Genomic DNA, 22,933 nt, shown 5'->3' on the forward strand with positions numbered 1-22,933 from the left:
TTAATTACCCAATGCCTGGATAATGTCGTATTTGGTGATGATATGATAATTAGCGGTTTCGTCCTGCGTGATCACGGCGCCATTCTCTTTGTTGATGTACATCGTTAATTTCTCGATGGGCGTTTCCATATTTACGATGGGGAATGCTTTCTGCATCACGCTTCTTACGGATGCTTCTTTCAGGTCCGGCTGGTCTATCAGTTTGATAAACAATCCGCTTTCAGAAATAGAACCCACAAATTCATTGCCTTGTAATACGGGTAAATGTTCAATGTCGTATTTCTTCATTTTCGCGATCACATCACTAATTTTTTCATCCGGCAGGATGGTCACCAATGGCAGATTGCGGCGGCTGTTCACTACATCCTTCACTGTTTTCACATCCAGGAAACCACGCTCCATCATCCACTGATCATTGTATACTTTACCTACATAACGGCTGCCATGATCATGAAAGATCACTACCACCACATCTGTTGGTTTTAATTTTGCTTTCAGCTGCAGGAGCCCTGCTATGGCAGATCCTGCGGAGTATCCCACAAAGATGCCTTCTTCTTTGGAGATGCGGCGTGCCATCACGGCGCCATCTTTATCTGTTACTTTTTCAAAGTGATCTATCACATTCATATCATAGTTCTGCGGCACAAAATCTTCCCCGATACCTTCTGTGATATAAGGATATACTTCACTCATATCCAGTTCTCCTGTTTCATGGAATTTTTTGAGCAGGGAACCATAACTGTCAATAGCCCATACCTGTATGTCCGGGTTCTTTTCTTTCAGGAATTTACCCGTGCCGGTAATGGTGCCGCCGGTACCGGTGGCTACTACCAGGTGGGTGATCTTACCATCCGTCTGATCCCAGATCTCAGGGCCGGTCTGCTCATAATGTGCATCCCGGTTAGCGAGGTTGTCGTATTGATTAACGTAGAAGGAATTTGGTATTTCCTTACCCAGCCTCCTGGATACGGAATAATATGATTTAGGATCTTCCGGCAGCACATTGGTAGGGCAAACGATCACTTCTGCGCCTACTGCTTTCAGGATATCCACTTTTTCTTTGGATTGTTTATCAGTAGTGGTGAAAATACATTTATAACCTTTGATCACGGCTGCCAGGGCCAGGCCCATCCCTGTATTACCGGAGGTACCTTCAATGATGGTGCCTCCTGGTTTGAGCAGGCCCATTTTCTCGGCTTCTTCTACCATTTTAATAGCCATACGGTCTTTAATGGAGTTGCCGGGGTTAAAGAACTCCACCTTGGCAAATACGGTGCAGGGGAGTTCGGCAGTAACGCGGTGCAGCTTAACAAGGGGTGTGTCTCCTATCGTTTCAAGAATGTTTTCACAGTACTTCATCATCTAATGTGTTAGGTAACGAAATTAAGGGAATTGGTTGAGATTGAAGTAGCTCATTGACGCCTAAGCTCCCTATATTTGCTGTTATGAACAACATCTTCATCACCGGAATTGGTACCGGCGTAGGAAAAACAGTGGCATCCGCCTGTGTAACGGAAGCGCTGGGCGCCCAATACTGGAAGCCCATCCAGGCGGGCCTGCAGGATACTACGGATACGCAAACGGTCAGAGCATTGCTGAGCGAGCCTTCCCATGTTAAAGATGAATTGTACCGTTTACACATGCCGGCGTCTCCGCATCTGGCTGCCAGCAGGGAAGGGATCACTATCCTGGAGGACAAGATCGTGGAGCGGGCACAGCAATTTCAAAAAGCAGATCAACCGCTGGTGATAGAAGGCGCTGGCGGGTTAATGGTGCCTATCAGCCAGAACTTTTTTACGATTGACCTGATCAAAGCCCTGGGCGCAAGGGTGATCATCGTTGCGCAGAATTACCTGGGCAGTATCAATCACAGCCTCCTCACTGCCATGGCCCTCAAACAGTCAGGCATACCCGTTATCGGATGGATCTTTAACGGAGACCATCATTCCAACGAAGATGATATCATTAGCTGGAGTAAATATCCCCGGATTGCCCGCATAACCCGCGCACGCAAACTGAATAAGGAATTTGTGCAGACGCAGGCGGAACTGATGCGGCCGGCATTACAACAATTATTCTCTGCATGATCCGTAATAAACAGGAGATCCGGAAAGCTTACCTGGCAAAACGGCTGGCCCTTTCAGATGAGGAAGCGGCAGCGCTCAATACCCGTTTACTGGAACAATGCAAATTATTCCCACTGCCTCCGCAGCGCAGGTATGTGCATCTTTTCCTTCCCATCACTGCAAAAAAAGAAGTGGATACTTACCCGCTGGCAGTTTGGCTGCGGGAGCAGTATCCGGATATTTCCCTCGTGTTATCCCGTTCCTATCTTGCAACCGCCAGCATGCAGCATTACCTTTGGGACGATAACACCACACTGATCCATAATTCATATGGTATTCCCGAACCGGAAGGAGGGCAGCTGGTAACTCCGAAGGAAATAGATGTGGTATTTGTTCCGTTGCTGGCTTTTGACGAAGCGGGCCACCGGGTGGGATATGGGAAGGGGATGTACGACACTTTCCTCCGCCAGTGCAGGGAGGATGTACTGAAAATTGGATTAAGTCTCTTTGAGCCCGTTCCGGGGCAGATCGAAGATGTTTTTGAAGGTGATGTGCCCATGGACCACATCATTACACCGGAACGGATCTATACTTTTACCGCTTAAAACGAAAACCCAGTGTGGCAGTATTTAAAATATCTCTTATATCCTTTTTCCCTTTTATACGGACTTGTATTGTGGATACGGAACCGGCTATACGATAACGGCATGCTTACCGCAGTGGAGTTCGATCTTCCGGTGATAGCAGTAGGTAACCTCTCTGTAGGGGGCACGGGTAAAACCCCGCATGTGGAATACCTCATTCGTCTTTTAAAGCAAAGTTACCGGCTGGCTACCTTAAGCCGTGGATATAACAGGAGAACGAAAGGCTACCTGTTAGCGGCGCCGGACAGCAGCTCTGCGGATATTGGAGATGAACCGATGCAGTTTCACCGGAAATTCCCGGATGTAACGGTATGTGTGGGAGAGGAAAGGATGCTGGCAGTGCCCCAGTTGCTGGGAGACCGGCCGGAAACGCAGGTGATCCTGCTGGATGATGCTTTTCAGCACCGTTCTATTAAACCGGGCCTGAACCTGATGGTAACAGATCACAGCCGGTTGTTCACCCGGGACCATGTTGTGCCATTTGGGCGGTTGCGGGAAGACAGGAAAGGGTATCACCGTGCCAATGGGATCATCGTATCCAAATGCCCTCAAAACCTGAGCATACAGGAGAAGGAATCCATCGCCCGGGAGATCAGCCCATTGCCGCATCAGCAGGTGTTTTTCACCACTTTGCAGTATGGGGAGCCTTATGGTCTCTTCCAGACGGAAACCCGGCCGGAAATGGCAGATGCCTCCATCCTGGTGGTCTGCGGAATTGCCAGACCGGAGCCTTTGGTACAACATTTGCTGGAAAAGTTTGCAAACGTACATCTGCTCTCTTTCCCTGATCATTACTACTACACACAAAAGGACCTGGACAAGATAAAGCTGGAGCTGGATCAGCTCGATGGCGACCATAAATACATTGTAACTACTGAAAAGGATGCTGTTAGGCTGCATCTGCTGCGGGACAGGGTGACAGGTATGGGATTGCCGTTCTTCGTTCTTCCGGTGGAAGTGCAATTCCTCTTTGGAGAGGCAGATTCGTTTAATAGTTATATTTTTGATTACGTAGTAAAGGCTATGTTAGCGGCTGAGAATGAATACGCTGAGTAGAAAGCGCCGCACCTAAAATCATGTCAATGACAAAAAAAGATAAACCCAAAAAGAACAGCAGCCAGAAGAAGACCTACAAAGGTATTGTGGATGTAACGCGTACAGGAATGGCATATGTGGCAGTAGAAGGCCTGGCCAGCGATATCCTGGTAAAACAAAAGAACATCGGCTCCGCACTGGACGGAGATGAAGTATTGGTAGATGTGATAGGCAGTGCCAAAGAGCGTGGCCGCACAGAAGGTTATATTACCGATGTACTGAAAAGAAAGAAAACAGAATTTACCGGCACTATACAGCTAAGTAAGAATTTCGCTTTCCTCCTCCCGGATAAAGGGGCCTTTATGCCCGACATCTATATCCCGGAAAATTCCCTCAAAGGTGCAAAGGATGGTGATAAGGCAGTGGTGAAGATCGTAGCCTGGGGAGAAAAGACCCGCAAACCGGTAGGAGAGATCCTCGAGATCCTGGATGCCAGCGATACCAATGACCTGGCTATGAAAGAGATCCTGGTTGAAAGCGGTTTCCCGCTGAGCTTCCCGGATGAAGTACTGGAAGAACTGGCCACCATCGAAGAAAACATTGGAGACAGTGTGATCAAAGACCGGAAAGACTTCCGCAAGATCCTCACCTTCACGATAGACCCTGTAGATGCCAAAGATTTTGATGATGCCATCTCTATCCGGAAACTGAAAAGTGGTTTGTATGAAGTAGGCGTACACATTGCAGATGTGAGCCATTATGTAGAACCTTCCACCGCCCTGGATATTGAAGCAGAAAAACGTGCCACGTCCGTATACCTGCCGGACAGGGTGTTGCCGATGCTGCCGGAAAAGATCTCTAATGAACTTTGTTCATTAAGGCCGCATGAAGATAAACTTACTTTCTCTGCCGTATTCCAGATGGATGAAAAAGCGGTAGTGAAACAATACTGGATAGGCAGAACAGTGATCCACTCCGCGCACCGCTTCACGTATGAAGAAGTGCAGGATGTGATAGAAACAGGTGAGGGTCCTTATCAACCCGAAGTATTCCTGCTGAACAGTATGGCGCAAACCATGCGTCAGAAACGTTTTAAAGACGGTGCTATCAATTTCTCTTCCCAGGAAGTACGCTTTCAGCTGGATGCAACAGGGAAACCGATCGGCATCACCGTGAAAGAAAGTAAAGAAGCGCATCAGCTGATCGAAGAATTCATGTTGCTGGCCAACCGTACTGTAGCAGAATATGTTTCCAAACAGAAAGTACAAAAGCAGCCTGTGCCATTCCCTTACCGGGTGCATGATACACCGGATGAAGAGAAAATGCATGTATTTGCGGTGTTTGCAAATAAGTTCGGATACAAATTCGATATGAGCGGCCCGGAAGCTATTGCTAAATCATTCAACCAGTTATTGCTGGCGGTGAAAGGCAAACCGGAACAGCATGTGCTGGAAACACTCGGTATCCGTACCATGGCTAAAGCTATTTATACCACAGAGAATGTGGGCCACTATGGTTTAGGATTTGAACATTACTGCCACTTTACTTCCCCTATCCGCCGTTATCCGGATGTACTGGTACACCGCATCCTGGCACAATGCCTGGCAGGTGATATCAAACCGGATAAGCAACTGGAAAAACGTTGCAAACATTCTTCTGAAATGGAAAGGAAAGCCATGGAAGCAGAACGTGCCGGTAACAAATACAAACAGGTGGAATACATGCAGCAATTCATTGGTGATACCTTTGATGGCGTGGTAAGCGGTGTAGCACATTTTGGATTCTGGGTAGAAACCGTGGATACAAAATGTGAAGGGCTGGTAAGCATTCATAACATGGATGAGGAATTCCGCCAGTCTGAAACAGACTATGCATTAGTAGGACAACGAACGGGCCGCAAGATCCGCATCGGTGATAAAGTAACTATCCGCGTGGTAGCGGCCAGCCTCGCAAAACGCCAGCTGGATTATGATCTGATAGAGAACGACGGAAATACAGAAAGTCGCAGCCGCGCAGACGTAAGACCTACTTCGTCCTACCGGCCGGATCGTTCGGCAAAGCCAAAAGGCAAAGGACGCGGCAGTTCGGTGGACAGTTACGGTAAAGCAAAAGCCAGGAAGAAAAAAAAGTAACAATAAGCAGCTATCATGCATTCATTTAAAGAATTATCAGAGAAGTTTGAACAACAGTTTAGTAAAAGACAGTTTCCGGACGAGCCTTCCAACCTGTATGATCCTGCGCAGTACATTTTAGGGATCGGGGGAAAAAGAGTGCGGCCGGTACTTTGCCTTTTAGGGAATGAATTGTTTGATGAGATCCATCCGGATGCCTATCATGCTGCGAATGCTGTAGAACTGTTCCATAATTTCACCCTGATCCATGATGATATCATGGACAAGGCGCCGCTGCGCCGCGGTATGCCTACCGTGCATACCAAGTATAGTGATTCCGCGGCTATCCTGGCCGGGGACGTTATGCTGATCCATAGTTACGAATACCTTAACAAGATCAATACAAAGATCCGCACAAAGATCACCCATGCATTCAACAAAGCGGCCCGCGAAGTATGTGAAGGCCAGCAGCTGGATATGGACATGGAACAAAAGCAACCGGAACAGGTGGATTTTACAGACTATGTAAATATGATCGCCTTAAAAACTTCTGTACTCCTGGCAGCCAGCCTGCAAATGGGGGCTATCATCGGCGGCGGGAGCGAAGGCAATCAACAACATCTCTATGGATTCGGTAAAAATGTAGGGATCGCTTTCCAGATCCAGGATGATTACCTGGATGCATTTGGTGATCCGGAGAAGTTCGGTAAAAAACAGGGTGGGGACATCCTTATTAATAAGAAGACATTCCTCTTGCTGAAAGCGCTGGAACTCTGCACACCTGCGCAGAAGAAACACCTTCACCAGTTGATGGATACCAATCCGGATAACAAGGTAGCAGAGGTATTGCAGGTGTTCCATGACTGCCAGGTAGATAAATGGGCGGAGAAGGAAAAAGAGGTGTTCTGCCAAAAAGCCTTTGAACACCTGGACAGTATAGCCGTACTTTCCGGCCGTAAGCAGTCCCTCCGGGACCTGGCCGATTTTCTTTTGACGAGGCAGCATTGATAAGGGATATATCTTATATTTGGCGGTTTTAGAATATCAACCTTAAATACAACTATGTCTAACTCGCTTTTCAGGAAAAAGTCCCTGTCCAAAATTATGCAGGACGCTAAGGATGGCGTTTCTGACTCACATGGTGGCGCCAGCCTCACAAAGGTGCTGAATGTACGAGATCTCACCCTGATGGGCGTGGCAGCAGTGATAGGCGCCGGTATCTTTTCTACTATTGGCCAGGCAGCTTACAACGGCGGGCCGGGCGTTATCTTCCTCTTTCTTTTAACGGCGGTTACCTGTGGGTTTACTGCTTTATGTTATGCTGAATTTGCTTCCCGCGTACCTGTAGCGGGCAGTGCCTATACTTATTCCTACGTTACTTTTGGTGAGCTTGCCGCCTGGATCATAGGCTGGGCGCTTATCCTGGAATATTCCATCGGCAACATCGTGGTGGCTATTTCCTGGAGCAGTTATTTTAACAATGTACTGGAAGGTATGAATGTGCATCTGCCGGCCTGGCTGATCACAGATTCCAGCACCGCCAAAGCTGCATTTGATCATGCTTTGGCCAGTAATTTACCGGTAGATCAGCTTGCCTGGAGCACTGCGCCTTTATTAGGCAGCTGGAAAGTGATCATGAACATTCCTGCATGCCTGATCGTTGTGCTGATCACTATTGTAGCTTACATTGGTATCAGGGAAAGTAAGAAGAGTGCAAATGCCATGGTGGGATTGAAGATCATTGTGCTGGCGGTGGTGGTATGCATTGGTGTGTTCTATATAAACACAGATAACTGGACGCCTTTCCTCCCCAATAAATTTGAAGGTGTGCTGAAAGGAGTGTCTGCCGTGTTCTTTGCTTATATCGGTTTTGATGCCATCTCTACCACAGCAGAAGAAACCGCTAACCCGCAAAGGGATATGCCGCGTGCCATGATCTATTCCCTCATTATATGTACGGTGATCTATATTGTGGTTACCCTGGTGATCACGGGCATGGTGAATTATTCTGAATTCAATCATATTGCAGATCCGCTGGCTTATGTGTTTGATAAACTGAACATGCAGAAAGTGGGATATGTGATCTCTATCAGTGCGGTGGTGGCTGCCACGAGTGTGATCCTGGTGTTCCAGATAGGGCAGCCGCGTATCTGGATGAGCATGAGCCGGGATGGTTTACTGCCGAAGAAATTCGCGAAGGTGCATCCTAAATTTCATACCCCCAGTTTTGCTACGATCGTTACGGGTTTTATTGTAGCTATTCCCTCTTTATTTGTAGAGAGTGGTATTGTTACAGACTTAACCAGTATCGGAACTTTGTTTGCATTTGTACTGGTATGCGGTGGTGTCTTGTTGTTACCGAAAGTGGATAAGGATTCCAAGAAATTCAATCTCCCTTATATCAACGGGATGATCATTGTACCATTAATGTTTGCGATATTCTGTTACTTCTTCTGGGATAAGGTATCAGATACCTTCCTCAATATTGCCACGATAGATCATGAGCGGATCCTTTTCCTGATCTTCCTGATATTAACGCTGGCCATCACGATCGCTACCATGATCAAACGTTTCTCACTGATCCCTGTACTGGGTATGCTTTGCTGCCTGTACCTGATGATAGAGATACCGGTAAAAAGCTGGCTGGTGTTCTTCTGCTGGATGGGATTCGGATTAGCGGTGTATTTTATGTATGGATACTGGAAGAGCAAACTGGCGCAGAAACAAGTGTAAAGTATGAAGATGAAGATCAATATTTTTTTTGCCGCTTTGTTGATGATGTCCTGCAGTGCTGCAAAAAGACAGGGAAAGAACATAACGCCAGACGCACTTGTCACTTACTTTTCGTCTACACTTGAAGCGGATAGTTTACATAACCCGGATGTGGCCTTTTACAAGCAGGAGATCAGTACCGGTGAATTAGCCGGATACAGGAACAAACTGTGGGAAGACTGGAAGAAGGCCAATGCAGGAAGGTTAAGTACATGGCCAAAAGTAGCGGAGAATAACACAAAGGATTCCCTCATCTGGCAACTGCCGGATAACAGGAAGATGCTGTTCTCGCTATTTACAAAAGGCGCCCGCCCTGCTAATGGTTATCCTTTATTCATCAATCTGCATGGTGGTGGTTGCTACCCTAACGAACCCGGCCCATGGACATCCCGGTCCAACAGCAGGGAATGGCAGGCTGCCAAAACATTAGGTACCCGTTATGATGATGCGCCAAGCCTGTATTTTGTACCCCGCATGCCGGACGACCGCCGTGGCCGCTGGTATCACCGTTCACCGATGGCCGCATACATCAGGGCATGGCAACTGGGTGTGCTTTCAGGTGATGTTGATCCAAACAGGGCTTATATTTTAGGGATCTCAGAAGGTGGTTACGGCAGTTTCAGGATGGGTATCTTTCTTGCAGATTATTTCGCTGCGGCTGGCCCTATGGCTGGTTCCATCTGGCCGGAACAGGAGCACATTGAAAACCTTCGCAATACTGCCTTTTGCATCCAGATGGGAGAATCTGACTTCGCATATGATCGTGTGGAGAATGCAAAAAGATGGAAGGTGATGCTGGATAGCGCTGCAGCCGCCAGTCCGGGACAATTCAATCATATTGTAGAGATCCAGGCAGGGAAAGGGCACGGTATTGATTATATGAGAGCGGCTCCCTGGATCAAACAATTTACAAGAAAGAATTATCCGGACACTTTAAGCTGGATGTACTATGCACAATGTGATACTATTTATAACGCAGAACCTGCTCAGCCCTGCACTTACCGCAAAGGTTTCGGGTATGTAAGGCTGGATGGACTTTCTCAAAGCGGCGAGCGTGATTTTTATGTGGAGAAACACGGGAATGTTTATACGATAAGATCAGCTAACAGAAAAGGCATCGTGAAAGGGGAGATCAGGTTGTATGCAGATAACGTGGATTTTGCACAACCTGTGAAAGTGAATTATAACGGGAAGGAAGTTTTTAACGGAAAGCTGAAACTGAATGTGGGAACGATGGCGGAGAGCCTGGCGTTGTTTGGTGATCCGTTACGGATCTTCCCGGCAGCAGTGACCGTAAAGGTGGAATAACAACAGGAGTATACATAACGTTAAAAGCGCAGCGGAGGGCAACTCCTTTGCGCTTTTTTTCGTAAATTAGGATTAGAGTTCTTTGTTTACTTAAATCACATGTTATGAACCTCCTGCAACGCATAGACCGGTGGGGTGAGATGCATCACCCCATATGGATAGACGGATTAAGGATCGTGCTTGGATTGATCCTGATGTGGAAAGGTATACAGTTCGTGGGCAATATAGATCTGCTGAAAGCGCGGATAGACGAACAACCTTTCCTGACAGTATTATCTTTCTGGCTGGCTCATATAATTGTATTTGCACACATTGCCGGTGGTTTGCTCATCACTTTGGGTTTGCTGACCCGGGTAGGCATCCTTGCCAACATTCCCATCCTGTTCGGTGCCGTTTTCTTCGTGCACACACCGGTAAACCTTTTTGCCGTACACTCTGAAATGATCCTGTCCGTTATTGTGCTCTGCGCACTGATATTCTTCCTGGTAGAAGGCAGTGGCCGTTTCTCCGTGGATGAATACATGCGGCGGCACCCGGAAAAAACACCGGAGATGAATTAAGTGTTTCAACTCCGGTTGAACTGTAGTAATTTTGCCTGCTATGAAATATACAGTAGGCGATAAGATCCTTTTGCTGCATTCCAAGGAAGAAGGAACGGTGGTAGATATCATGAGTAATGAGATGGTACTGGTGGAAGTGGGCAAATCCACTTTTCCGGTGTACCTGGACCAGATAGACTTTCCTTATTTCCATCGTTTTACGCAGGGGAAGACCCCTTTACCGCCTAAAAGAACGCCGGGTGAGGAATTACCCCGCGAAAAGCCCTCAGCCGCCCCAAGGGTAGAAAAAGGGGTATTTCTGACCATGCTGCCGGTATATGGATCAGATGGGATAGATGATGTGGTCACAACGCTCAAGTTCCATCTCCTCAACCAAACGGGCAAAGGGTATAACTACCACTTTGAGATCTGGCTGAATAACAAGCTGTTCCTGGAACTGAAACAGGATATTCATGCTTTCCAGCATACTTACCTGGCAGACCTGGAGTTTGAACAACTGAATGACAGTCCCCGTTTTGAATTCACTTTCACACCCAAAGAAACAGACCTCAAACTGGCTGCCGCTTTCCAGAAAACCTGGAAGGTGAAGGCAAAACAGTTGTTCCAGCAATTGGGGGAACAACAGCAAAAGCAACAGGCTACGATTGATTACCTGCTGTTCGATAAATACCCGATCCGCACGGAAAATGATGCCTATGGCTTTAGCCCGGTGGAAAAGAAGAAATTGCAGACCCTCACTACCAACGTTTCCATAAAAGATACTACGCCTGTTACGGCCAGGTATGAAGTAGACCTTCATATTGAAAAGCTCACCAGCAACTGGAAAGAACTGAGCAACCTGGAGATGCTGGCTATTCAGCTGAATGAATTCCAGCACAACCTGGACCTGGCTATTTCCCAAAACCAGAAAAGCATGATCATCATTCACGGTATCGGTTCCGGCAAACTGCGGGACGAGGTGCATGAGATCCTGAAAACAGTATCTGAGGTTAAATACTTTGTGAACCAATACCATCCCTTCTACGGATACGGGGCCACCGAGATATTTTTTAAGTAACTTCGCGATCCGGTAAAATCACCCGGCATAGCCGCGCTATCGGCTTTTTGACAACAAAAGGCAGGAAAGTCCGGACAGCATAGGGCAACGCACCACCTAACGGGTGGGTCTTTTCGCTTAAGGTGAAGAGAACAGACAGTGCCACAGAAAATAACCGCCTTCACAGGTAAGGGTGAAAATGTGGGGTAAGAGCCCACGGCAGGACCGGGTAACCGGTTCAGGGGGTAAACCTTGCGTGCTGAAATGCCATGTAAACGGTCGATTGAGGGCTGCCCGCCCGATGACCGAGGGTAGGCAGATACAGGTATTCAGTGATGAATGCCGCAGATAAATGATAGCGGTTCCGTTGCAAAACGGAATACAGAATCCGGCTTATAAGCTTTGCCGGGTGGTTTTATCGGATTTTTTCTTAATTTGAAGTATGGAACAACTTCAAAAAGACGACAGGACCTGGGGCACATTCGTGCACCTTGGCGGCATCATAGGCCATGTATTGTTTGCTGCCGGCGGCAATGTGATCGGCGCACTCGTCATCTGGCTGATCAGGAAGAACGATTCTAAATTTGTAGACCAGGAAGGAAAAGAGGCGGTGAACTTCCAGATCACCATCGCTATTTTAACTGTTATCCTGAGCATCATCAATGGTATCCGCTGGGGCTTCTGGAATTTTAGCCAGGTGTTCAGAGGGAATAACACATGGCGCAATCACGACTGGAATTTTGAGTTCTTCTCTACTGTAGCTTTTGTACAGATACTCTGGGCATTGAATATCCTCTTTTCCATCCTTGCTGCGGTGCAGGCCAATAAAGGGCTGCATTACAGGTACCCGGTGAGCTGGAGATTAGTTAAATAAATAAAAAAACCGTTTCAATGCAGAAACGGTTTTTTCTATTTATGATAAATCGAACATTTAATCTTTGGTGAGCGTCAACACTTTCATCTTCTCTTTCTCTTTATTCTTCTTCGCATTTTCTCCCTTCGTTTTAGCCGCCAGCTTAATAGCTTCATACACATTTACGATACCGCCAGATCTGGACAATTCAGCGAAGCTCACCGTTTCATCTTTGGCGCCTGGTTTATTCACCATATTATCGGGGAGGGGTGTAGCAGATTTTTCAATGATCGCTTTTAACTGCCTTGCACTGAGATCAGGATAGTAGGAGAGGATCAGGGCAGCTACACCTGCTACAACAGGAGCAGCCATACTGGTACCGCTGGCATTGTTGTATTTGGTGCTTCCGGGAACAGTAGAGTAGATGGATACACCGGGTGCAAACACATCCACTTCTTTTTTACCGTAGTTAGAGAAGCCTGCTATTTTGCTGCCTGTGCGACCATTGCCGTTGGCGCCTACAGTGATCACATTATCCGCTTCTGTACCATCGTCAAAAGTATCTTTCGGGTAGTTCTCCACTTCGTCATTATTCGCGCCGTCATTTCCTGCAGCGTGCACAAGCAGTACGCCTTTCTCCTGCGCATAGCGGATGGCATCATCCACCCATGCTTTATTAGGAGAGAAACCTTTACCAAAGCTCATGTTGATGATCTGTGCACCGTTATCTACAGCATAACGGATCCCCAGTGCCACGTCTTTATCCCGCTCATCACCTTCCGGCACTACTTTCACCGCCATGATGCGCACATTGTCTGCCACACCGTCCATTCCTATATCGTTGTTGCGCATGGCGCCAATGATACCGGATACGTGTGTGCCGTGCATGGCAAACTGGCCCATTACATCATTGTTGCCGTAGTATTTATCGTTGATGTCGTTCAGGTTGTCTCCTACAATAGTAGCCCGTTTATCAACAGGTTCCTGGCCGGTGTTTTCCGCTTTGCGTTTCAGGTCGTTGATGTATTCTGCCAGGTCTGTTTTGAAACCCTGGTAGGTCATCTCTTCATCTCCTGTGCTTTTCAGCAAGCGGAGTGCAAATGACTTTGCGAGCATTACATCCTGGTCGTTTGTGGAAATGGTATCCAGTTGTTGCAGGGTAAAGTCCGTGGTTTTCACGTATTCGCTCAAAATGGTTTCGCAGCGGAGGAGGTTTTCCTGCACTTTGAGCATCATTTTGTAGTTGGATTTATTTTGAGAAGAAGGGCGCTCAATGCGTTCTTTCAGTCTTTTCCAGTAAGCATACTCTTTACTTTCCTTTTCCAGTGCGGAATCCGGATTGCGGTAGAGCCTTTTGTAGCGGTAGTATTCACGGGTGGCTTCGTCAGAATCTTCTTTCACGGTGCTGCCGTCTTTGGCGCCCAGGAAGTTCCATCCGTACACGTCATCCACATAACCGTTTCCATCATCGTCAATGTTGTTACCGGGGATTTCTTTGGGGTTGTGCCAGAGGATGCCTTTGAGGTCTTCATGGGTGGTATCAACGCCGGAATCCACAACCGCCACGATCACTGTTTTACTTTTCCTGTTCTTCAGTAACTCTTTGTAGGCTTTTTCCGCCCCAATGCCATAAACACTGTCAGTTGAGTAACTCAGTAATTGCCAGTTCCTGGGGACTGCTGGTTTTTGTTGGCTAAAACCTGACGCAGACATACATAACACTCCACCAAGTACCATGGCCAATTCTCTGCAGATGAATCTCATTTTATTCAATTTTCCTAATAGATTACAATTCAGATACCACAATTGGTTAAAGATATGATAAAGGCGTTATAACAGGTGTTTTGATGTGGTGAGTGGTGCAGCAGCCTGACTATTGGTTGAAAGCAGCTAGAAAATATTGTTGATATTTCTTATCCAGCTTTGGTGCTTTATCCATCTTCATTCACCCTCTGTCATAATGACCTTTACTTATCCTTTTATTACAGTTATTTTTAATCCGGGCAACCTCTCAACCAAGATCTCTCCGGGAAAAAAAGGGCAAATATCAGGTATAAATTTATACCCTGCTGTCGGTTTAACATTTGTTTCACTAGAATTCGCCATTCTATCACATATTAAATTTTCCGCCATGTTACGTACCAGTTTTTTATTGTTACTCATCTGGAGTGCCGTTTGCTCAATGCGGACGCCCGCTCCGGGAAAATCACCCACAACCGTCATCTTTGTGAATTGCGCTGAAACTACGACCAATGGGGCAGAACCCGGGTTGAGCTTAACAGGCCGGCAGCAATCCGCCCATTTAGCAGGATTCCTTAAAGACATGGAAATAGGGGCAGTGTATTCTCCTTATTCCCCCTGTTTAATAAAAACCGTGGAGCCGCTGGCACAATCCAAGAAGTGCCAGGTGCAGTATTACAGGGATGCCACGATGGATAATATGGAAGCCATGGAGCATATTCTGAAGACCATGATGGAGGCAAATGATGGCAAAACCATCGTTGTATGCGCTCCTGGCAAAAGTATTATCAAGATGGCAGGAATCCTGGGTATCCGTGAAAAGGACCTGAAATCCAATAGGGGCGTGTTTGACGAAGTGCTGATCGTCAACGTTTTGGAGGTTGGCCAGGCAGTAGCACAAAAGTTGAATATGAATTTTCAAAAAAAAGTGTAATATTTATACCCAGAGAGAGTATCTGGTACTTCCCAGTACCAGTATTCTTTCTCATAAGCATGGTTTCCGTTTAACGAAAAAGCGGGGTTCTCCAACCCCGCTAACTTTTAGATATATAACACCGATTTTTTCCTACAACTGTTACAGGTCGAATTTAATGCCTTGCGCCAGCGGAAGTTTATCCGTATAATTGATCGTATTTGTTTGCCGGCGCATGTACGCTTTCCACGCATCAGAGCCACTTTCACGGCCACCACCTGTTTCTTTTTCTCCACCGAACGCACCACCGATCTCCGCACCTGAAGTACCAATATTTACGTTGGCAATACCGCAATCCGAACCGGATTGAGAAAGGAACTGTTCTGCTTCGCGCAGGTTCACAGTCATGATAGCGGAGGAAAGCCCCTGTGGTACATCGTTCTGGATGGCTATCGCTTCTTCCAGTGTGTTGTATCTGATCAGGTAAAGGATAGGTGCAAAGGTTTCGTGCTGTACTATGCTATAGCTGTTCTTTACTTCTGCAATAGCTGGTTTTACATAACAACCGGAAGCATAATCAGCTCCTTCCAGCACACCACCTTCTACTATAAATGTTCCACCTTCTGCTTTACATTTTTCGATGGATTGCAGGTAAGCATCTACTGCCTGCTTATCTATCAATGGCCCAACATGGTTATGTTCATTTAACGGATCACCTATGCGCAATTGCGCGTATGCTTTCACCAGTTTGGCTTTGAAGGATTCATACACACTTTCGTGAATGATGAGCCTGCGGGTGGAGGTGCAACGCTGGCCGGCTGTTCCCACGGCGCCAAACACACAACCTATCAGGCTCATATCAAGGTCCGCATCTTTGGAAATAATGATGGCATTGTTGCCTCCCAATTCCAGTAAAGACCTGCCCAAACGTTCCCCAACGGCAGCGCCTACACTTTTACCCATGCGTGTAGATCCCGTGGCTGATACCAGCGGAATGCGGGTATCCTTCGCCATCCATTCTCCTACAGCGCGATCTCCTGTTACCAGGCAGGATACACCTTCCGGTACACCATTTTCTGCAAATACTTTTCCGGCAATATGCTGGCAGGCCAATGCAGTGAGTGGTGTTTTTTCAGACGGCTTCCAGATGCAGACATCTCCGCATACCCAGGCAAGCATGGAATTCCAGCTCCATACGGCTACAGGGAAATTGAATGCGGATATAATAGCGGTGATACCTAAGGGATGCCATTGCTCGTACATGCGGTGGCCCGGTCTTTCAGAATGCATGGTGAGGCCATGCAGCTGGCGGGAGAGCCCTACTGCAAAATCACAGATGTCTATCATTTCCTGTACTTCACCATATCCTTCCTGTAAGCTTTTACCCATTTCATAAGAAACAAGTTTGCCCAGTGCTTCTTTATTGCTTCTCAAGGCTTCGCCTACCTGGCGTACAATTTCTCCACGGCGCGGGGCCGGCCACTGGCGCCAGGTGAGAAAAGCTTCTGCCGCTTTTTTCACTACCGCATCATAATCTTCCCGGGTAGCGCTTTTAACAGCTGCTATCTCTTTCCCGTCTACCGGTGAAAAGGAGGTGAGTTGTGTACCGCCTGCATCCAGCCATACAGCGCCGGTGGATACACCACTGTTAACCGCTGTTATGTTAAATTGCTTAAGAATGTTTTGCATATTGAACCTTGATTATTTATTTCATATTTTTAATACATGAATCCTATCCAAGAACCTTGGCCCTGGTATGTTGCCGGGCCATTAATCGGGCTTACAGTGCCGTTGTTACTCATTATAGGTAACAAAGCCCTGGGTGTTTCCTCTTCCCTGCGCCATATCTGCGCCGCTTGTTTCCCCGGCAAAATTCCTTTTTTTAATTATGATTGGAAAAAAGAAAGCTGGAATTTATTTTTTGTAGGAGGAATAGCCCTTGGTGCCGTGTTTTGCCTCGCATTCATGCATAACGGGGAACCTGTTCAGTTAAACGAAGCCACCATTACCGCTTTAAAGGCGCAAGGGGTGCAGGAATTTGATGAACTGATGCCCGGTGATATCTTCAACTGGGGCAATATTACCAGCCCCATTGGCTTGCTGTTTTTTGTAACCGGTGGTTTCATGGTAGGTTTTGGTACCCGGTATGCCAATGGCTGCACTTCCGGGCATTCCATTATGGGACTCTCTACCTTGCAATGGCCATCCCTTGTAGCCACGATCTGCTTTATGGCAGGTGGTTTTGTGATGACCAACTTTATATTACCTCACCTGATGAAATGGCTGCTGTTATGAAAAACCTTAAATACTTACTGATCGGTATGCTGTTCGGCATCATACTGGTAAAATCCGAAGTGATCTCCTGGTTCAGGATCCAGGAAATGTTCCGCTTAGAATCTTTTCATATGTATGGTGTGATAGGCAGTGCAGTGATCACCGGTATCCTGGGTGTATTACTGATCCGTAAGCTGGGTATCCGTACTATTTCAGGAGAAGCCATTGTTCTTCCAAAGAAACCATTCACGAAAGGTAACATTTTTGGCGGATTAATCTTTGGGCTGGGATGGGCTATTACGGGTGCCTGCCCGGGGCCTTTGTTTGCGCAGATAGGGAGTGGATTTACGGTGGTGATCGTTACGTTGCTGAGTGCGGTAGCGGGTACCTGGGTGTATGGGTTATTGAAAGAGAAGTTACCGCATTAGGGGTTTCATATCCTTACATTTATTGAATTGACCCCGGCCAACACCTGATTGCCATCGGTTGTAAAAATCGATTTTGCAGATGTGATAACATAAACTTAATCGCCAAAATATGAATTGTTAAATGGTTTTAAATAATTTTAAACTGACCCGGAAGACGATTTTAGTGCTTTATTAACAGAACTTTGTGATATTTTGTCATTCCCTGTATAATTTGTACGAAATACACATTGGGATATTGACACAGAAGAATAGGTTATGTATCTTACGACTAGGATACACCTCATTATCCAAGGTATTTGAGCATTGTGAATCGATAATATAAGAGCCTAACTAGTACTTTGTTCACCACGTTAAAAAATTACAGAACTAACACATGACCAGATAATTGCAGAGTTTTTCTGGACACCCTTGTACCTCGCACACTTATGCTGCTGGTACCAGCTAAAAAGCGAAATTTAACTGCCACGTTAGACCTGTGCAGGCGAAAAGTTAATTTCTCCTTTATTTATTTTTTCCTCTGACAGTAAGTGTTACAGCTTGCTGCGGTTCTCTGCATGCCTAATAGTTTGCAGTGTGACTTCGTTATGCTGAAAGCATAACGGGGAAGGGGATTTCTATGTTTTTTAATGATCCGGCTATGGTTTTATCATAGCAGCGGACCGGGGAATTCTTGTTTTAAAACAAATCCGTATTATGATATATTTCTACCCGAATTTAAGAAAGCGCACCACGTTATTACTGGCGCTCTTCATGGTGGGAGCGGGCGCCACGGCGCAACAAAAGCTGTTTAAAAAAGCAGACTCTACCGGAACGGCGGGCAGCGCAGAAGCGCTGGAACGCCTGAAAAGAATGACTTTACAAGCCAGGGATACGATAGGGTATCTGCCTAACAGCGAATTTCTTTTACGTGCAGGCGGCGCCGTTAGCAGGCCACCCATGGATGAGGTGAAGAAACTTCCTTACACCAGTGTAAATCAAATGTTGCTGGGAAGAGCTAATGGTGTGGATGTACGCATCCCCGGTACAGAGCCTGGCAAACGCAGCAGCGCTTTTGTGCGCGGGGCTTCCGGCCTCCTGCTGAAGAACGGGGATCTGTTCGGCGCGCAGCCTTTATACATTGTGGATGGTATGCCGCTCATCACGGAACATGCTTTTTCCTTTGATGTGCAACGTTTCGATTTCAACCGCATGGGAACAGAGATCGATCCGCTTTCCTTCCTTAACGTAAACGATATTCAAACCATTGAAGTACTGAAAGATGCCGGCGCCACTGCTAAATTCGGCCCGCTTGCATCCAACGGTGTGATCAACATTACCACCTTTGGTCCCCGCAGCGGAGATCTGAAAGTGGAAGTGAACGGTTATGCAGGCATCTCCGTAAAACCATCTGTAGATGTGATCAATGGCCGGTGGGAAAGGGATTTCAGGCTGCAGTTCTATGACCGCTATGCCAGCAGGGAACAGTTCAGAGGTTTCCCCGCTTACCTGGCAGATTCTACCAACTCTACCTACTACGGTAATGCTGACTGGGACGAAGCCTACTACCGCAACGGATGGATGACAGGTTTGCAGGCTGCCGTAAGCGGCGGCAACAGGCTGGCCAGCTTCCGCTTCAGTGTAGGCCAGGCATCTGAACAGGGTGTGGCGGAAGAAACAGCGATGCGCCGCTATAACGTGAACTTCGGTATTAATGTGGTGCCGGTGAAAAATCTCCTCTGGAGCACTTTCATCAGCGCAGCAGTGGTTAACCGGGACAGGCCGCAATTGCTGCGGGACAGGATGGGTGATGAAGATTACATCCTCAGTCTTGACAAACCACCATCCTCCAGCAAATCACAGGTAGAGCAGTATTTCGGCTACCTGGAAAAAGGGATTGACAAAAACAGGAATGCCAATATACGGATACTGAATACGCTGCAATATTCCTTTGGCCGATACGTGAAGTTAAATTCCCGCTTCGGTATTGATCACGGGCAAAACTACAGGGACCTGTTTGTTCCTTCCACGGTCAATGACGGTAACAACTTTGTGTCCAACTATGACGGACTGCATCGCCGTATGGTGTTTGACAACTCACTGGAAATAACCCCGCTGCAGAAAAAAGATCATCATCTTTCTGTTACCCTGGGCCAATCCAACCAGTGGGACATGTGGAAATATAATTACGGCCGTGCTTATAAAGGGAAAAGTGATTACATACAGATCTATCAGCCCGGTAATAATGATAATAAAACCGGTGCTTCTCACAACCTGCGCCTCACGGCGAATTATAAAGACAGGGTGAAAACCAACCTCGCCGCTTTTTATGCAGACATTGACTACAAGCTGCAGGATAAATACTTCTTTGACCTTTATCTCCGGCAGGATGGTGCTTCCAATGTGAGCGAGGCAGAACGCTGGCAATTATTCCCTACACTATCTGCTGCATGGAAAATATCCGGTGAACAGTTTATGCAAAACAGCAAACTGTTCAGCAACCTGCGTTTGAGAGCCAGCGCAGGCCGTGTGGGTAAAGTGTTCCAGGATGATTATTACAAAGGCGGCCCCGTGTACAACGTGGAAGCAGGTTGGGAAGGAACGCCCAATATGGCCACTTACAATGGTTTCCCTGTACTGAATGCAGCGTATGAGCTGGGATATATTTCTCCCGGTATTGGCTGGGCATATACAGATCAGCTGAACGGCGGGCTGGATATAGGTGTGCTGAAGAACCGTGTGAATATATCTGTAGATGTGTATACACGGCAGGATAAGAACATGCTCATCAAGGTACCGGCCATGACGGAAAGTGGTTATACCGGTGTATTGATGAATGGGATGGATATCGCTAACTACGGCGGCGAATTAGGTATTGAGGCAACCATCGTAAACGGTAAAAACTTCGGCTGGTCTACGGTGCTGAATGCTTCTGCGAACAAAACCAAACTACTGAAACTACCGGGTGACAGAACGCAGGTACTGTTAGGTAACCGGCGTTTCTTAGTAGGGAAACCGGTAGACAAATACTGGTTGCTTATTAATGACGGTATCTATGAAACGGATGCGGATGTACCTCAGGGCATGAGTTACCAGGGCCTGCCCATGAAAGGCGGTGATCCCAGGTGGCGCGATATAAATGGCGACAATAACATAGACGATGCAGATCGTGTAATTACGGGCACCCATAACCCAGCGGTACAGGGTGGCTGGGCCAACAACCTGCGCTATCGCAACTTTGAACTGAACATGCTCTTCAGTTACGCTTTTGGCAGAAAACTGCTGAACAAGGCACTGGCAGATCGTTTCGACTTTGTGAACCATGAAGGTGTGGACGATATTGACGGTGTAAAAGAATTTGCATACTGGACCAAACCCAAAGGAGATGTAGACGGTATGTACCGTTACAATCCATGGAGTCCTGTAAGGGCCTACCAAACGGAGCAGACCCTTTTCCTCGAGAAGGCATCCTACGTGAAGCTGCGTTCTCTTTCACTCACCTACAATTTTTCCGGTGCCTGGATGGAGAAGAAAGGTTTACAGCAACTCCGTGTATTCATGACCGGTAATAACCTTTTCACCCTTACACAATACTCAGGCGGAGACCCGGAAGCCTTTGACTATTTCGGGTATGACCAGGGCGTGTACAATTTTCCTGCACCAAGAAGTTATACCGTGGGCTTCAACTTACAGTTCAAATAATTAAAACTGATCTTATGCGATATATATGGATAGGCAGCCTGATGTGCCTGATGGCAACCGGATGGCTTTCCTGTAAAAAAATGATGGACGTGGAGAGTACGCGCGCCGTAACGGAAGAGAATATGTGGAAGACCAAGAACGATGCCTGGGCTGGTAGCTTTGCTGCTTACAGCCTGTTGCGTGCCGCGCTGGCCAATGAGAATGCCTACTGGGCATATGGTGAGATGCGTGGCGGAGACTTTACTGTTACCAAACGCGGAGACCTGCAGGCATTGCGCTCCAGCGAACTTACATCCAACTACCCGGCTATGGATACCTGGCGGGACTGGCGCCGCTTCTACGCGGTTATTGCACAGTGTAACCTGGCGCTCAGTAAACTACCGGAAATTCCGGCACTGGATAACCGTTATCCACGTTCCGAAATGAAACTGGACCAGGCTCAGGTACGTTTTGTACGGGCTTTTACCTACTTCTACATTGTACGGATCTGGGGAGATGTGCCGCTGATAACTGCACCCTTTAAAGGAGAATTTACAGCCAGTACACGGGAAGACTGGAACAAGGTGCTGGATTTTGCCATGGAAGAAGCCATTGCAGCCGCCAAAGACCTTCCCTGGAAGTTTGATGGTACTAATCCGGAACAAACGGGCACCTATCGCGGGCAGGGCGTTACCCACTGGCAAAGCATCCTTGCCACCCGTGGCGCTGCTTACGACCTGATAGCACATATTGCCGCCTGGAAGAAAGATTATACCAACGCGCTGAAATACATCAATCTCATTACGGATAACAAAGCACGCAACTCTTATGAGTATGTAACGGATAACAACATGATCGTTGCGCCCAGCGGTACTTCTGGTTCTACTTTCCGCGGCCGTACCAACTGGAATATTTTTCAGCTGGACTTCAATATCGACCATGCGGAAATATCCACTACCGGCCAACTGGAATACTGGACGCTCCGCTATCCTGATGTGCCTAAAGCAGAAGCAGAGATCTATGTAACCAAAGACAGCATCCTGAATATTTACAGCAATGCATCGGATGTGCGCTCTTCCATATTCTTTACGGACATGACGAGTGTGCAACCGATGTTCTACAAGTTACGCATGCTGGATGGTGCGGTACGTAACCCTACACTGCGGCTTTTCAATGCTGCTATTGTGGTTTTCCGGTTTGAGGAAATGACCTTGCTGCGTGCGGAATGTTATGTGCGCCTTAAGAACTATGCTGCCGGCCGTACGGAACTGAACTTACTGCGTGTGAGAAGGTATGTGGATGAGGTGCCGGCTACCGCAACAGAAGCGGAACTGCTGGACTACATACTGGAAGAACGCCGCCGGGAACTGATAGGCGAAGGATGGCGCTGGTATGATCTGATAAGCTTCGGTAAAGTGCCGGCTTACAGTAAACTATCGGCAGCAGATGTACAGAATGGCGCGGCATACTGGCCGTTGTCTAAAAATACACTCAGTCTCAATCCTCAGCTTACACAATATTCATACTGGAAATAAT

General features: G+C 47.2%; 18 protein-coding genes and 1 other RNA gene. 16 read left to right on the forward strand and 3 right to left on the reverse strand.

The features are described 5' to 3' along the window. A complete protein-coding gene (locus GFS24_RS04220) occupies positions 1-1,359 on the reverse strand; it encodes a pyridoxal-phosphate dependent enzyme (RefSeq protein ID WP_153658318.1) in 1,359 nt (452 codons plus the stop codon). Positions 1,360-1,445: 86 nt separating this feature from the next. Here GFS24_RS04220 and bioD point away from each other — a divergent pair, with 86 nt between their 5' ends. The 11 genes from bioD to GFS24_RS04275 all read left to right on the forward strand — a co-directional run bounded on the left by bioD (position 1,446) and on the right by GFS24_RS04275 (position 12,406). Beyond that, entirely contained in the window at positions 1,446-2,087 is a 642-nt protein-coding gene (bioD, locus tag GFS24_RS04225) for a dethiobiotin synthase (RefSeq protein ID WP_153658319.1), read from the forward strand. Further along, positions 2,084-2,671 (forward strand): 5-formyltetrahydrofolate cyclo-ligase, encoded by a 588-nt coding sequence (locus tag GFS24_RS04230; protein ID WP_153658320.1) that lies wholly within the window; start codon positions 2,084-2,086, stop codon positions 2,669-2,671. The genes bioD and GFS24_RS04230 overlap by 4 nt, the downstream gene beginning before the upstream one ends. A 12-nt stretch (positions 2,672-2,683) precedes the next feature. Continuing rightward, positions 2,684-3,766 (forward strand): tetraacyldisaccharide 4'-kinase, encoded by a 1,083-nt coding sequence (gene lpxK / locus GFS24_RS04235; protein ID WP_371729781.1) that lies wholly within the window; start codon positions 2,684-2,686, stop codon positions 3,764-3,766. A 26-nt stretch (positions 3,767-3,792) separates the two neighbouring features. Next, positions 3,793-5,877: a ribonuclease R gene (gene rnr, locus GFS24_RS04240; protein WP_153658321.1), complete on the forward strand. Its 2,085-nt coding sequence runs from the start codon at positions 3,793-3,795 to the stop codon at positions 5,875-5,877. Positions 5,878-5,892: 15 nt separating this feature from the next. Continuing rightward, positions 5,893-6,864, forward strand: coding sequence for a polyprenyl synthetase family protein (locus tag GFS24_RS04245; protein WP_153658322.1), 972 nt, complete (start codon positions 5,893-5,895; stop codon positions 6,862-6,864). Positions 6,865-6,918: 54 nt separating this feature from the next. Then, the gene (locus GFS24_RS04250) at positions 6,919-8,589 is read left to right on the forward strand and encodes an APC family permease (protein ID WP_153658323.1); all 1,671 of its coding nucleotides are present in this window, start codon (positions 6,919-6,921) and stop codon (positions 8,587-8,589) included. 3 nt (positions 8,590-8,592) lie between these two features. Further along, positions 8,593-9,936, forward strand: a complete 1,344-nt coding sequence (locus GFS24_RS04255) for a hypothetical protein (RefSeq protein ID WP_153658324.1) — start codon at positions 8,593-8,595, stop codon at positions 9,934-9,936. A 104-nt stretch (positions 9,937-10,040) separates the two neighbouring features. After that, positions 10,041-10,496, forward strand: a complete 456-nt coding sequence (locus GFS24_RS04260; RefSeq protein ID WP_153658325.1) for a DoxX family protein — start codon at positions 10,041-10,043, stop codon at positions 10,494-10,496. Positions 10,497-10,536: 40 nt separating this feature from the next. Continuing rightward, positions 10,537-11,553 (forward strand): Smr/MutS family protein, encoded by a 1,017-nt coding sequence (locus tag GFS24_RS04265; protein ID WP_153658326.1) that lies wholly within the window; start codon positions 10,537-10,539, stop codon positions 11,551-11,553. A 23-nt stretch (positions 11,554-11,576) separates the two neighbouring features. Continuing rightward, positions 11,577-11,944: RNase P RNA component class A (gene rnpB, locus GFS24_RS04270), an RNA gene on the forward strand. A 30-nt stretch (positions 11,945-11,974) separates the two neighbouring features. Next, positions 11,975-12,406 carry a DUF4870 domain-containing protein gene (locus GFS24_RS04275; RefSeq protein WP_153658327.1) on the forward strand — a complete coding sequence of 144 codons (432 nt, stop codon included), beginning with the start codon at positions 11,975-11,977 and terminating at the stop codon, positions 12,404-12,406. Positions 12,407-12,463: 57 nt separating this feature from the next. Here GFS24_RS04275 and GFS24_RS04280 read toward each other — a convergent pair whose 3' ends face one another. Further along, positions 12,464-14,149 carry a S8 family peptidase gene (locus GFS24_RS04280; protein ID WP_216647355.1) on the reverse strand — a complete coding sequence of 562 codons (1,686 nt, stop codon included), beginning with the start codon at positions 14,147-14,149 and terminating at the stop codon, positions 12,464-12,466. Positions 14,150-14,516: 367 nt separating this feature from the next. Here GFS24_RS04280 and GFS24_RS04285 point away from each other — a divergent pair, with 367 nt between their 5' ends. Further along, positions 14,517-15,059, forward strand: coding sequence for a hypothetical protein (locus tag GFS24_RS04285; protein ID WP_153658328.1), 543 nt, complete (start codon positions 14,517-14,519; stop codon positions 15,057-15,059). 141 nt (positions 15,060-15,200) lie between these two features. On the opposite strand, the gene GFS24_RS04290 is transcribed toward GFS24_RS04285, so the two are convergent. Further along, positions 15,201-16,727 carry an aldehyde dehydrogenase family protein gene (locus GFS24_RS04290; RefSeq protein ID WP_153658329.1) on the reverse strand — a complete coding sequence of 509 codons (1,527 nt, stop codon included), beginning with the start codon at positions 16,725-16,727 and terminating at the stop codon, positions 15,201-15,203. A 36-nt stretch (positions 16,728-16,763) separates the two neighbouring features. Between GFS24_RS04290 and GFS24_RS04295 the strand changes: the two genes are divergently transcribed. The 4 genes from GFS24_RS04295 to GFS24_RS04310 all read left to right on the forward strand — a co-directional run bounded on the left by GFS24_RS04295 (position 16,764) and on the right by GFS24_RS04310 (position 22,932). Then, positions 16,764-17,333 carry a YeeE/YedE family protein gene (locus tag GFS24_RS04295; protein WP_153658330.1) on the forward strand — a complete coding sequence of 190 codons (570 nt, stop codon included), beginning with the start codon at positions 16,764-16,766 and terminating at the stop codon, positions 17,331-17,333. Further along, positions 17,330-17,740, forward strand: a complete 411-nt coding sequence (locus GFS24_RS04300) for a DUF6691 family protein (protein WP_253906393.1) — start codon at positions 17,330-17,332, stop codon at positions 17,738-17,740. Before GFS24_RS04295 ends, GFS24_RS04300 begins: the two co-directional genes overlap by 4 nt. 693 nt (positions 17,741-18,433) lie before the next feature. Further along, a complete protein-coding gene (locus tag GFS24_RS04305) occupies positions 18,434-21,418 on the forward strand; it encodes a SusC/RagA family TonB-linked outer membrane protein (protein ID WP_153658332.1) in 2,985 nt (994 codons plus the stop codon). A 14-nt stretch (positions 21,419-21,432) separates the two neighbouring features. Next, positions 21,433-22,932 (forward strand): RagB/SusD family nutrient uptake outer membrane protein, encoded by a 1,500-nt coding sequence (locus GFS24_RS04310; RefSeq protein ID WP_153658333.1) that lies wholly within the window; start codon positions 21,433-21,435, stop codon positions 22,930-22,932. The last annotated feature ends 1 nt before the right edge of the window (position 22,933 follow it).

Source organism: Chitinophaga sp. SYP-B3965 (assembly GCF_009647655.1).
Classification (GTDB): domain Bacteria; phylum Bacteroidota; class Bacteroidia; order Chitinophagales; family Chitinophagaceae; genus Chitinophaga.